The sequence below is a fragment of the Blochmannia endosymbiont of Polyrhachis (Hedomyrma) turneri genome, from assembly GCF_000973505.1.
GTDB lineage: Bacteria > Pseudomonadota > Gammaproteobacteria > Enterobacterales > Enterobacteriaceae > Blochmanniella.
Genome location: NZ_CP010048.1, coordinates 357260 through 371419 on the forward strand (window position 1 = coordinate 357260; position 14160 = coordinate 371419).

10 protein-coding genes and 3 tRNA genes are annotated in these 14160 nt (G+C 27.3%); 1 reads left to right on the forward strand and 12 read right to left on the reverse strand.

Annotated elements, in window-relative coordinates; all coding sequences use genetic code 11:
- Positions 1-50 precede the first annotated feature (50 nt).
- From mrdA to BTURN675_RS03280, 7 genes are all read right to left on the reverse strand, one after another.
- Positions 51-1901 carry a peptidoglycan DD-transpeptidase MrdA gene (gene mrdA, locus BTURN675_RS01490; protein WP_046288796.1) on the reverse strand — a complete coding sequence of 617 codons (1851 nt, stop codon included), beginning with the start codon at positions 1899-1901 and terminating at the stop codon, positions 51-53.
- Positions 1902-2258: 357 nt separating this feature from the next.
- Complete coding sequence (gene holA, locus BTURN675_RS01495) at positions 2259-3305, reverse strand: DNA polymerase III subunit delta (protein WP_046288797.1); 1047 nt, start codon at positions 3303-3305, stop codon at positions 2259-2261.
- Positions 3306-3359: 54 nt separating this feature from the next.
- Complete coding sequence (gene lptE, locus BTURN675_RS01500) at positions 3360-3710, reverse strand: LPS assembly lipoprotein LptE (RefSeq protein ID WP_158332953.1); 351 nt, start codon at positions 3708-3710, stop codon at positions 3360-3362.
- A gap of 198 nt (positions 3711-3908) precedes the next feature.
- Complete coding sequence (leuS, locus tag BTURN675_RS01505) at positions 3909-6497, reverse strand: leucine--tRNA ligase (RefSeq protein ID WP_046288799.1); 2589 nt, start codon at positions 6495-6497, stop codon at positions 3909-3911.
- A 446-nt stretch (positions 6498-6943) separates the two neighbouring features.
- The gene (gene lnt, locus BTURN675_RS01510; protein WP_046288800.1) at positions 6944-8476 is read right to left on the reverse strand and encodes an apolipoprotein N-acyltransferase; all 1533 of its coding nucleotides are present in this window, start codon (positions 8474-8476) and stop codon (positions 6944-6946) included.
- Positions 8469-9377: a CNNM family magnesium/cobalt transport protein CorC gene (gene corC, locus BTURN675_RS01515; protein ID WP_046288801.1), complete on the reverse strand. Its 909-nt coding sequence runs from the start codon at positions 9375-9377 to the stop codon at positions 8469-8471. The genes lnt and corC overlap by 8 nt, the downstream gene beginning before the upstream one ends.
- A gap of 312 nt (positions 9378-9689) precedes the next feature.
- Positions 9690-9926 carry a hypothetical protein gene (locus BTURN675_RS03280; protein ID WP_245592135.1) on the reverse strand — a complete coding sequence of 79 codons (237 nt, stop codon included), beginning with the start codon at positions 9924-9926 and terminating at the stop codon, positions 9690-9692.
- A 342-nt stretch (positions 9927-10268) separates the two neighbouring features.
- Between BTURN675_RS03280 and BTURN675_RS01520 the strand changes: the two genes are divergently transcribed.
- On the forward strand, positions 10269-11453 hold the full coding sequence (locus BTURN675_RS01520) for an FAD-dependent monooxygenase (RefSeq protein WP_046288802.1): 1185 nt from the start codon (positions 10269-10271) through the stop codon (positions 11451-11453).
- Positions 11454-11621: 168 nt separating this feature from the next.
- Here BTURN675_RS01520 and BTURN675_RS01525 read toward each other — a convergent pair.
- The 5 genes from BTURN675_RS01525 to nagB all read right to left on the reverse strand — a co-directional run bounded on the left by BTURN675_RS01525 (position 11622) and on the right by nagB (position 14033).
- Positions 11622-11694: transfer RNA gene (locus tag BTURN675_RS01525), tRNA-Gln, on the reverse strand.
- Positions 11695-11711: 17 nt separating this feature from the next.
- Positions 11712-11796: transfer RNA gene (locus tag BTURN675_RS01530), tRNA-Leu, on the reverse strand.
- Between the two features lie 25 nt (positions 11797-11821).
- Positions 11822-11895 (reverse strand) — tRNA-Met (locus BTURN675_RS01535).
- 141 nt (positions 11896-12036) lie between these two features.
- Positions 12037-13185, reverse strand: coding sequence for an N-acetylglucosamine-6-phosphate deacetylase (nagA, locus tag BTURN675_RS01540; protein WP_046288803.1), 1149 nt, complete (start codon positions 13183-13185; stop codon positions 12037-12039).
- A gap of 47 nt (positions 13186-13232) precedes the next feature.
- Positions 13233-14033: a glucosamine-6-phosphate deaminase gene (gene nagB, locus BTURN675_RS01545; protein ID WP_046288804.1), complete on the reverse strand. Its 801-nt coding sequence runs from the start codon at positions 14031-14033 to the stop codon at positions 13233-13235.
- Between the last annotated feature and the right edge of the window lie 127 nt (positions 14034-14160).

Below are 14160 nucleotides of genomic sequence, written 5' to 3' on the forward strand. Positions count from 1 at the left end.
GATTGCGATGCAATGCATGATTGTTAATGCAACTTTTTTTAATTAGATTTTTAATTAGATAATAAAATATAATCAAATATTTTTCTGGTAATTGTTCCTATTGATATTCCATTACCTCCATTTTCTAAAATGACAACAATTGCTATTGTAGGTTCATGGTACGGCGCGAAAGCAATCATTAATTTGTGATCACGTAAGTATTCTGAAATTAAACATGGATTGTAAATTTCATTATCTTTTAAACTGTAAATTTGTGCCGTTCCGGATTTTGCAGCTACTTTGTAAATAGTATCAAAAAAATTATTTCGAAGTATCCCGTTATTTCTATTAGCTGCCCCAAACATAGCATCTTTGACAATTGTCCAGGATTCTGAGTCAGAATTACAAATTTGATATTGTGTGTTTTTATAATAAATTTGGGATTCATCTGTAACAATTGCATGCAACAAATGGGGGGTACGCACAACACCATTATTAACCAAGGTCATAAGTGATTTTGACATTTGTATAGGAGTTGCACTCCAATAACCTTGACCTATGCCTACTGAAATTGTATCACCTGGATACCAAGGTTTTTTAAAACGTTTCATTTTCCAAGTTTTTGTGGGCATTATTCCAGAAATTTCTTCTAACAAATCGATACCTGTATATTGTCCGTAACCAAATTTTATCATCCATTTTGATAAATTATCTATACCCATATTATAAGCTATCTGGTAAAAAAACGTATCAGAAGATTCTTCAATAGCTTTAGTAATATTTAGATATCCGTGCCCAGTACGTTTCCAATCTCGATACCGTTTTTCTGATCCTGGAAGTTTCCACCAACCAGGATCAAATATGGAAAAGTTTTTATTTATAGTACCTGATATTAATGCTGATATTGAAATATACGGTTTTATTGTTGATGCTGGAGGGTAAATTCCTTGAGTAGCTCGATTTAACAGTGGTAGATTTTTATCCTTTAATAATTTATTAAAGTTTTTTTCTGAAATCCCTTTAACAAATTGATTTGGATCATAGCTAGGATTAGATATCAATGCTCGAATACTACTATCACGTGGATCTGTAACTATTACAGATGCACGATTACCTATTAATAGTTTTTCAATATATTGTTGTAAATTAATATCTAATGTTAAGAAAATATTTTTCCCTGCTTCGGGAGATTGTTTATATAACTGTCGAATAATTTCTCCTCTATTATTTACTTCAACTTTTTCGTATCCTGGTTTGCCATACAAAATATTTTCATAATATCGTTCAATTCCTAATTTTCCTACATTACGCGTAATAAAAAATTTTTGCATATTGTTTTCTGAATTTAATTGTTTAATATCTTGAGCGTTAATTTTAGAAACATATCCAATTACATGGGTGAGTGTAGAACCATATGGATAATATCTATATTGATATTCTTTCATTTCAACACCAGAAAATCGAAATTGATTAAGCGCAAAAGATGCTTGTTCTACATCTGTGAGATCGGTTTTTATGGGTAATGACAAAAATTTTGGAAAATTTTTTCGTTTTTTTTTAAAAGCAATAATTTCATCATTAGTTATTTGTATTATTGATTGTAAAGAATTAATAGTTTCTTGTAAATCTATTACTTTTTCTTCTGTGATTTCTAACTGGTATATTGTTTGATTTATTGCTAATGCAACCCCATTACGATCATATATAATTCCTCTTGAAGGAGGGATTGGTAATAATTTAATTCTATTATTATTAGAACGTGTATTATAATTTTTAAAATGTATTATTTGCAAATAACATAAATTGATTATTAAAATAATAATTAATATAAAAATCAAAATACATGCGATAATTATTCGCCTAGTAAATATCGTTATTTTATTTGAACAATTATAAAAAACTTGAGAATATTTAGTCTTCATATTAGGATTTTTAATCTTATAAATTAAATATATTAATAAGTTATTTCCAATATCTTTAAAAAATTAATTTAAGTTGATATACATATCTTGTAATGATACGTCAATTTTATAACAGTTTAGATATATACTAAAAAATTGTTTTTGTTATTTTAGTATAATTGTTTGATAAGTAATATGTTGTTATTATCTGTATACGATAGTAAAAAAAATTACGTTTCGTACCTTTTTAAAAGAAATTATACATAACATTTAAAATACCTTAGAAATGGTTTATTCTTGATTGTCAATGTAGACATTGATTGTTATTCGTGAGCATTGCAAATATACTAACAAATATTTGTTGATTATTTTGCATTATTAATGATGATTAATATCATCAGATAGTAATAAAATTACTGCTTTAAGATTATTCCAAATAATAAATGTACGTTCTTGATAAATCATCAGTTCTGTTTGTAGTAATAATGTAATTGTTAAATATAATTTTTTTAGAGTTATATGATTTAATTTTTTAATAAATAATAAATGTAAAGATTTTTGAATTTTGTATTTATTAAGTAATGAGCTTATAAGTGAATGATTTTTCCCTGATAATGTTCTTTTACACATTATTAAAAGGGTTATCAAATTTTGTATACTACGTAATACTGTTAATGGTTTTGTTGTATTTTCTGCTTGCAATTTATTCAAAATACGTTCAAATCGTTTTTTATCATATTTTAATATGGTACCTAGTAAATGTGAAATATGAAAGTATGATGACGTATCATTCATTAAGTCTTTAATATGTATAATGTCCAAATTTTGTTTAGGATATATGATTGATAATTGATAAAGTATTTGGTGTAATGCATTAAGGTCATCTTCATAATATGAGGATAATAATTCACAAGAAGATTGATTCAATGTAAAATTTAGGTCTTTAGCTCGTTGTAAAATCCAAGGTATCAATCTGTTATATTGAGGAGTATTACATTCAATAAATACTATATGTTTTCTTAAATTTTTGTAAGAATGAAAATAATTTTTTATGGCAATAGTTAATGTATTTATACGGAATATTAAAAATAAGTTATGATTCATAAGAGGGATAAGAAAAGATATTTTTTTAAAAATCGTATTATCAATTTTTTTGTTTGTTTGATATAACAAAAATATTTTTTTTTTACATTTAAATAAAGATTGTGTATGAGCAATTTCAAATATGTCGTTTAATGTTGATTGATCATTTAATGAAAATACGAATTGATCATATGAATGGGGAGATGTAAGATTTTTTAGAATAAAATCTTGGGTGTCATTTAATAAAAACTGGTTATTACCAAATATAACGTAGCAATAATAACATGTTTTTTTTATTGAAATTTGTTGTTGTAATTGTTGAAGGCATATATGAGTAATCATAGTATTTGTGTAATATAGAAAATGGTATTTTAATGTTAATTTATATCTTAATATCTAATAATATTTTTTAATTACATCTAAGAGTTTAAATGTTAACTCTTCTGATATTTCTTCATATATTTTTTTACGGATAGTATTTTCTTTAATAGAATTTGCTAAAATTTTTACAGGATCATTGAAAAATGATTTAGAAACTACAATATTAGATGGATAATATTTATTAGTTGGTGTTACAATTTTTATTGTTGTAGTCAATATCATTTGATATTCTGCAGGTTGTCCATCTGAAAATAAAGACTTTGTAATGCATTTTTCTAATGTATGTATTATATATAAAGATATATAGGCAGAACGATTACATTGATATTTGTATGTATTGCAATCAATGTATGAAATATTATTCATGTGAAGTTTTTCTTTTGTAATTTTTGTTAAAAAATTATAAGAATTGTAACTATACAAATTTATGAAAGGATGATTATTTTTTTTAACAACATCATGCGTGATGATATCATATGCACATCCTGAAGTGAATATTAATATTATTAATACACTATTTCTTAACCACAATATGGAGTTATTTGTGATGTACAAGGGATACCTTCATTTTTTTTCTGTAATAAAATTAATAATTTTATTTTGAATATAAATTGTTTTTATAATTTTTTTATTTCTTAAGTATTTTAAAGCAGTAGAATCTTTTTGGGATACAAGATCATAGATTGTGTGTTCTGGGGTATTATTTACAACATCAATTGTATCTCGAGTTTTACCATTTATTTGTATAATAATTGTTTTTGTACGTTCTATTAATGCTGTTTTATCTCCTATTGGCCAGGTGCTATGATCAATATCACCTTCAGCACCTAAAGCTTGCCAAAGAACAAAAGTGATATGAGGTGTGAATGGATAAAGCATTCGTATTATTGATAAAAGTGATTCATGTAATAAAGCACGATCTTGCTGATTTTTTTTTGGAACAGATATCAAATGATTTATTAATTTCATAATAGATGCAATTGCAGTATTAAACATGTGCCGACGATCAATATCATCAGTGACTTTTAAGATTGTTTTATGTACTTTTCTTCGTAATATTGTTTGTTGGTTATTTAAAATATTTATATTTAATGTCTCTACTGGACCATTATTAATATGTTCATAAACTAACCTCCATAAACGTTTTAAAAAACGATGAACACCCATAATGTTTGTTTCTTTCCATTCTAATGGCATATTCACTGGGGCAGCAAACATAATAAATAATCGGACAGTATCTGCACCGTATTTTTTAATCATAATATCTGGATTTATTCCATTTTTTTTTGACTTTGACATTTTAACCATGCCCAAATGAGTTAAATGATTTCCATCATCATCGATAGCTTGGATAATATGTCCTTTTTTGTCATATTTAACTGTAACATGTAAAGGTGATACCCATATTTGTTCATTGTTTTTATTTATATAGTAAAATGCATCTGATAATACCATGCCCTGACATAACAGTCGTTTTGCAGGTTCAACTGAATTCACCAATCCTATGTCTCTCATGAGCTTATGATAAAATCGAAAATATATTAAGTGCATCGTAGCATGTTCAATTCCTCCGATATATTGATCAATAGGTAACCAATAATTTACAGCTTGGGAAGATAGCATTCCAGATGTGTAATTGGGGCAAGTATATCGAGCATAATACCATGAAGATTCCATAAAAGTGTCAAACGTATCGCTTTCACGTGATGCTGGAGAGTTTTTATAGATAGTATGTATCCAGTCATCACTTTTTAATGGATTGAAAACATTATTTGTTGTAATATTTTCTGGTAAAACAACGGGCAATTGATTACTCGGAACTGAAACAATATTTCCATTTTTTAAAATAATCATTGGAATGGGTACCCCCCAGTACCGCTGACGTGATATACACCAATCTTGTATTCGATAGCATACTTTATGTTTAGCAATCCCTTGATTTATTAATTTTTTGGTAATTTTCTCACAAGCTACTTGATGATTAAGTTTATTGAATTCTCCGGAATTAAATAATGTACCTTTATATACCATAGCGTGAGTATCAACTTTGGGTTTTTTGTTATTTATGTCAAGAATAACAGATTGCATAGGTAAATTATATTTATTAGCAAATCTCCAATCTTCTTGATTATGCGCTGGAACCCCCATGATGGCACCTGTACCGTACTTAATAGATACATAATTACTAATCCAAATTGGTAATATATTATGGTTTAATGGATGTATAGCATACATACCAGTGTTTATTCCTTGTGTTTCTGTAATCAAATTTTTATATTGATTTGTTTGGTATATTTGTGAATTTTTAAAATTATAATTTAAGAAATTATTGTTATTTATAATATTTTTAGATAAAGGATGTTCTATTGAGATTGCGATATATGTTGCCCCCATGATAGTATCAGGACGAGTAGTATAAATTGTTACAACATTGTTGCTATTTAATATTTTAAAAGATATTTCAAGCCCATTAGAACGTCCAATCCAATTTCGTTGCATGGTTTTTACTTGTTGGGGCCAATCTGTCAAAATATCTAAATCATATAATAATTGATCAGCGTATTTAGTAATTTTTATAAACCATTGGGGGATACATTTGTATTGTATTTTTGTATTACAACGCCAGCAACAATTATTGATTACTTGTTCATTGGCTAATACTGTTTGATCTTTTGGACACCAATTTACCAGTGATTTTTTTTTATACACTAATCCTTTTTGATATAATATTGTAAAAAACCATTGTTCCCAACGATAATATTCTGGTTGACAAGTTATAAGTTCTCTACTCCAGTCGTAAGCAAATCCCAACGATTTAAGTTGTGTTTTCATGGTGCAAATATTTGAATATGTCCAAATAGAAGGGGGGGTGTGATTCAAGATAGCTGCATGTTCTGCAGGTAAACCAAAAGCATCCCATCCTATTGGTTGTAACACATTTTTTCCTAATAAACGTTGGTATCTAGAAATTACGTCACCGATAGTATAATTTCTAACATGTCCCATATGTAAATTACCGGAAGGATATGGCAGCATAGATAAACAATAATATTTTTTTCGGTGAAAATCTTCTGTAACCATAAAAGTTTTTTTATTATCCCAATTAGTTTGAACCAAAGGTTCTATTTTATTCGGTTGGTATATTTTTTCCATATTAAATCTTTATCTCGTATCTTTCTAATGTAAAACGTTATACTGCAAATAACAACTATATAATATAATAGCACTGAAACACAAAAATTTTGCATATTAAATTAATAATTAAAATATTTATAATTATAATTATAATGTGAATATGGTTTTAATATTAAATCTTATTTAAATAAAATATTAACTATCAAAGGTATTAAATATCTAATATTTATTATGTTGAATTATTGTAAACATGAACGATGTGTCAAAAACATAATAATAATTTATTAATGATAATTAAGCATATCATATGAATAATACTATACTTTGAAAATTATTAACGATTATTTGAATTTTAATTATTATATTCTTGAAATATATAGATAATATACATTTGCATACTCAATTATATAATATTGTTATATTAATAATTTTAATAAGGTTGTATGTATATATTTCATAACTAATTATTTGTTTTTTATAGCTAGAATAGTAAAAATTATTAGGATGGTTTTTAAAGGATAACTTCCTAATCTAACATAGGGGGTGATTCCTTTTGTTGGTGTTATTTTATTAGTTAATACTGCTTCAGTACATTGGGGTAACGTAGATTGTAATTTTCCATTTGCTGCAATAAATGCTGTGATTCCATTATTTGTACTATGGATTAGAGGTCTACCAAGTTCAAGAGCTCGCATTTGTGCTATTTGAAGGTGTTGCCATGGTTCAATAGAACATCCAAACCAAGCATTATTGGAAATAGTTAATAAAAAATCTGTATCAGCTTGAAAATTGTTTCTAATTCGATTTCCAAAAATAATTTCATAACAAATACTAGCGGTAAATTTTATGTTAGCCACAGTTAATTGAGGTTGTAAATATTTCCCTGATGTTAAGCAAGAAAATGGAAAATTAAAGAAGGAAAAAAATGATTCTAAATACCTTTTACAGGGGATGGTTTCTCCAAAAGGAACTAAATGATATTTAATATAACGATTATTATTAGAATAATAATATGGAGTAGAATCACCAATCACTATGATACTATTATAATATTGTTGTCGATGTTGTACATATCGGACATCAATTATACCAGTAATTAGACTGACATTTTTGTGTCTTAATGTTAAATCTAGTTGTGTTAAAAAATTATTTTGAGCAATTTCACTATCTGGAATTGCTGACTCAGGCCAAATAATGATTTTGCTTTTTTTGATATTATTAAAACTATGTTGCAGATATGTATTTAATATTTGAGAAATATAATCAGCATTCCATTTTATTGTTTGATTGATGTTACCTTGTATTAATGTTATCACAATACTTTTTTGTGGTACCAAATGGTACCAATGTATTAATTGTAGTGCCCACAGGAATACAATCAATATTGTTGTACTAATTATTAATAATAATGAGTGCTTTTTTAGTAATATGCAAACAAACAATCCACTAATTAACATTAACCCAAAAGTAATTCCTTCCATTCCTAAGATAGGTGCTAGACCTTTTAAAGGAGCATTAATTTGGCTATAACCAAATTGCAACCAAGGAAATCCACCAAACAGATACCCTCTTAGCATCTCTGTCGAAATCCATAAAGTTGGTGCAGCAAATATTAAACGCGAATATGTACTAATTGGCCATATTTGGACTAAAAGTATTGAAAATACTACAGGATAACAGGTTAAATATATTATTAAAACAAACATTAACATAATACTCATCAATTTGGGGATATTTCCAAATTGATGAATACTAATATAAACCCAATTAATTCCAGTACCAAACAATCCAATTCCCCAAAAAAAACTAAAACAAGAAGATTGATAATAATTGCAATTTGTAATGACTAATAACAAACCGGTTAATGAAAATATTGCAGCTGGCCAAAAATTATAGGGAGAAAATGATAATGTACCACAAAGACCAGCCAGTGTAGCTGATAAAATCCGAAAAATGTAATAATTTAATTGTGATGTTGTTCTTTTTTGATCATTCATTTTTTATGAATGTTGTAGGTTTTTTTTTAGACGGAATTAAAGAAAAATCTAAATTTTTTGGAATATCAACAATCATTTGTATAATTCGACGGCTATCAGTTAAAATTATTTTAAAAATATATCCTTCAATATCAATAGAATCTCCATGTTTTGGCAAATGCCCGAACGTTTGCATGACCAGTCCCCCTATAGTGTCAATCTCTTCACTTTTAAAATTGGTATGAAATATTTTATTAAAATCTATAATAGGAGTCAGCGCACAAATATTAAATGTTTTTTTAGTCAATTGATAAATATTTTTATTATTTGTGTCATCATATTCATCTTCAATGTTACCCACGATAAGTTCGAGAATGTCTTCAATTGTAATTAATCCTGACATTGCTCCAAATTCATCGATAACAATCGCCATATGATGATGTTGTAAACGAAATTCTTTTAACATTTTATCAACGCGTTTATGTTCTGAAACCACGATGGCTGGTCGTAATATTTTTTCAATATTAAACAATGCAGAATTTTTTTTCATAAATGGTAATAAATCTTTAGCCATTAAAATACCTTCGATATGGTCTTTATCTTTGTTAATAACTGGAAATCGAGAATGAGCTGATTTTATAATAATATTAAGACAATCTTCTACAGATTGATGATTTTGTATACTAACGATTTGTGATCTAGGTATCATGACATCACGTACTCGTTCTTTGACAATATTCATAACTCCTTCTAACATATCAGATGTATCATTATCGATTAGTTCATTTTTTTTAAGTTTTTTTATTAATTTCAATAAATCATTTCGATTTTTTGGTTCATCATGAAATAAATGGTTTAAAATTATAGAAAAGAAGTTTTTTTTAACCGGAGTAGAACTATCTTGAGAATCATTATCGTTCATATCTTTAATTGAATTATTATTATTTTAATCAATGTTCCATAATAGATATATTAGGACTGTAAAATTAAATTTCAATTTTAAAGGGCATAAATATTAATATTTCTTATCTGTATCCTAAATTGTACATAATTTTTTTTTCCATTTTTTCCATGATTTCAGTATCGTTAGTAGTGATATGATCATAACCCATGAGATGTAACGAGCCATGAATAACTACATATGCTAATTGTCTTTCAATAGATATATTATTTATTTTAGCTTCATGCTTTATAATTTGATAACAAATTACTAAATCACCTATTATGGTTGTGTTTAGCCAGAGAGGAGGATAAAATGGAAATGATAAAACATTAGTGGGATTTTTTTTTTTAAGAAATACATATTTAAAGAACGACTTTCCATTTCATCAACTATTCGGATAGATAGTTCTATACATTTCCGGTGATATGAGGAAAAAATGCATCGTATCCAACGGGTAAATGTAGATTTATTTGGTATTCCATTTAAGTTATTACACGCTAATTGTAAATTAAGAACAATTTTCTTCATATATATATTTTTTTAATATTTTTATAAAAAAAATCAAGACGATACACATTATATAATCAATTACGAAAAGAAGTAATATTTTAAATTATTTTTTTATAAATGAACAAATTATCAAATATAGGCAATTAATGATCTTGATTAACTTGAATTTACTATATTACTGTAATATATATATTTAAAATATATAGAATCAAAGATTCTGTTTTTTTAGTATTATAATTAAGCACAGATATTAGTTTAAAAAATTTTGATTTTTGAATTTAATACATTAATATTGTTTATTAAAAAATAATTCTGTAATATTTTAAAAATATTAAAATATATACTTAATATTGTTAAATCATGAACAAAATGTATTGTGATGTTTTAATATCAGGAGCTGGAATTGTGGGATCTGTTTTGGCGATAAGGCTTGTGCAATCCGGTTTTCGTGTGATTATTATAGATTCTGCTGTGCCACATTTATTGCCAACAACTTCTGCACCTGATTTACGAGTATCTGCTATAAATATATCTTCAGTAAAATTGTTGCACATGATGAATATATGGAAAAGAATAAAATCTTCTTTTTATGTGCAATTTCATGAATTAGAAATCTGGGAATGCTTATCCTCAAAAGTTGTTTTTAACAGCGATTTATTAAATCTTCCATATATGGGATTTATTGTGGAAAATTCAAGATTACAATTTGCCTTGTGGGAAAATTTTTTAGATTATAAAAACAAGTTAATATTTTTTGATCGTTGTTCATTAAGTTCTATTTTTTATAATGGAAAATATTGGGAATCTACATGTAGTAATGGAAAATCAGTTAATAGTTTATTATTAATAGGGGCTGATGGAAAAGATTCTTTAGTACGAAATAAAGTAAACATTGGGGTAACTGGTTGGCAATATCGACAATTTTGCATGTTGATGAGCATAAAATTTACTAAAGATCAAAAAGGGAAAATATGGCAACTTTTTACCCCATCTGGTCCTAGAGGGTTTTTACCATTATATGATAATTGGGGTTCTTTAATGTGGTATGATAATATTAATAATATTCATCAATTACAAGAACTATCTTTACCAATATTAGAAAATATTCTCCAAAAATATTTTGGTGAGCGACTAGGTATAATAAAGCTATATAAGCGATTTTATTTTTCCTTAGTCCGACAACATGCTAACTACTATGTAAAACAAGGTTTGGCACTAGTTGGAGATGCTGCACACACAATTAATCCGTTAGCTGGACAAGGCATTAATCTTGGTTTACGTGATGTTAATACGTTAGTCAACATATTAAATGCAGCTAAATGTGGAGGAGAACTATGGAATACATTAACAGTCTTACAACGTTATCAAAATCAACGGCGGTATGATAATTATTTTATGCAAACTGGAATAGATTTTTTATACACTATTTTTAGTAATGATATTTTGTTTATAAAATTTTTAAGAAAAAGTTCTTTAGTTATTCTTGAACGTTCTCCCATATTAAAGAAATATATTTTACAATATGCATTGGGTTTTGAATTTTAAAATGAAGGGAAATTAAATTTTGGACGATATGTAAGTAAGTAATAGTAACAATATACTATACTTTATATACTTTATAAGATAAGTCTATTAGTGTTATTTTTTAGTTTTATTATTAGCATGTTCATTTTATGCATTTAAAATATTAGAATAGCCGTATAACATTAATAACTGGGGCACCAGGATTCGAACCTGGGTATGGCGGGATCAAAACCCGCTGCCTTTGCCGCTTGGCTATGCCCCATCATTGATACCAAAAAATACGGGAGGCGAGATTTGAACTCGCATACTCATTAATGGTATCAGAACCTAACTCTGACGCGTCTACCTATTTCGCCACTCCCGCTGATAAATTTTAAAGAATTACACAATAGCTACGACAAGATTTGAACTTGTGACCTCAGCATTATGAGTGCTGCGCTCTAACCGTCTGAGCTACGTAGCCAAAACATCTCATCTAATATTTTAAATAAAATTACATATCACACAGTAACAATCAATTTCTATATTGTATTACATAATACTTAACATAAATTAAACATAATGTATAAATCATTCTATGTAGTAATTCTTAATTATTTTATTGTTAAAAAATTACATGTTTTCCGTTAACAATTGTCATAATAATTTTATATTCCTGTGTAAACGCAGTTAAATTTGCAATTTTATTCATTGATAAACTTCCTAATTTATTATCCACTCCTATAGCTCGTGCTGGATATAACGTAGCCATTCGTAATGTTTCATATAATGTCAATCCTACAAATTTAACAGTATTACGTATAGCATCAATCATAGTAAGCGATGAACCACTAAAAATTCCGTTTTGATCTAAACATACCCCATGTAAACAATTTATTTTTTTGTTTGAAAAAAGAAATTCTTTAATGTTATTGGCCCCTGCGGGGGCAGTACTGTCTGTACTGAGAATTAAATGATCTCCTTTTATATATTTTGCAATACGTATATTTGCCCAATTAACATGTAATCCATCAGCAATAATACTACAATAAATTTCTGGTGTATCAAAAATTGCTCCCACAACACCTGGTTCACGTGCATTCAATAGTGACATGGCATTGAATAAATGAGTTGCACAACTAACACCAGCGTTGAAACTTTGTTTTGATTCTTGATATGTGGCGTTAGAATGTCCAATAGAAACGCAAATTCCGGATTTATTAAATTTCCGAATAATTGAATCTTTTACTTTTTCTGGAGCCAACGTAATTTTTACAATCACATCATGATTTTCACAAAGATAATTAACCATTGGTTTAGTTGGTTGCCTTATTAAATTGACATTATGAGTTCCGCTTTTTTGTGGGTTAAGATATGGTCCTTCTAAATGTAATCCTAAAATCTGATTTCTATTGTTTTTTAAAAAAAAACGCACGGTATCAATTGCTTTTATCATGCAACTATTTGTCGTAGTAATCAATGTTGGTAAAAAGCTGGTACAACCAAATCGATGATTAGTTTTTTGCATTATTTCTAATGTTTGTGTTGATAATGCGTTTTCACCATTGTTAAATTGAACGCCCCCACAACCATTCACTTGAAGATCAATAAAACCAGGTGACAGTATAGCGCCACATAAATTATATTGTTTAATCATTTTAGGTAATTTATGTTTGGGATAAATACCTTTGATTATTTCTTGATCAATAATAATGATATGTTGGTCTAAAATTTCATTACTAGTGTATATTTGTGCATTAGTTAAAGCATACATATACGTAGTTATTAAAGGTCATTTTTCAGTTTAATATTAAGTTAATTTTAAATAATAGATAAATGATGCATTTCTATTTTTTTAAAATATTTAATTGTTTTTATTTTTAGTTCTAACGTTGATGCTTCATCACATATCAAGGTGACTTTAGGATGTAATTGCAAACAACTAATAGTCCACATATGGTTCAAATTACCTTCTATGGCAGCTTGTACTGCTAACGCTTTATTTTCTCCAGTTACTAAAATAACAATTTCTTCTGAATCAAGTAATGTAGCAACTCCAATCGTCAAAGCGTATTTTGGTACATTATTCATGTCATTATTAAAAAAACGAGCATTTGCTAAACGAGTGTTAATAGTTAATGTTTTTATTCGAGTTCGTGAAGATAAAGAAGAACCTGGTTCATTAAAAGCAATGTGGCCATCTTCACCTACCCCCCCCATAAATAAATGAATCTTTCCGTATGATTTAATTTTATTTTCGTAACGTTGACATTCATAATGAATATTTTCCACATCACCGTTTAACAAATTAATATTTTCTTTGGGAATATTGATATAGTTTAAAAAATTTGAATGTATAAATGAACAATAGCTTTTGGGATGATCGGAAGATAAACCAACATACTCATCCATATTGAATGTTACTACATGTTTAAAACTAACTTGACCATTTTGATATCTTTTTATAAGATGCTGGTAAGTTTGGATTGGTGTTTCTCCAGTTGGCAACCCTAATACGAACGGATTCTTAATGTTAGGATGAAAAGAATTAATTCGATTGGTAATATAATTCGCAGCCCATTGACTGACTTGTTCGGCAGTTTTCAGCAATATGACTCTCATAAATATATTTGATTTAATCGTCGAATATGTAGTAAATTATACCAATAAGTTCTATTAATTACGAATATTTCAGTAATCTAGTATGATTATAACATTCATTTGTTACTTCTGAAAGATATTTTTTTAA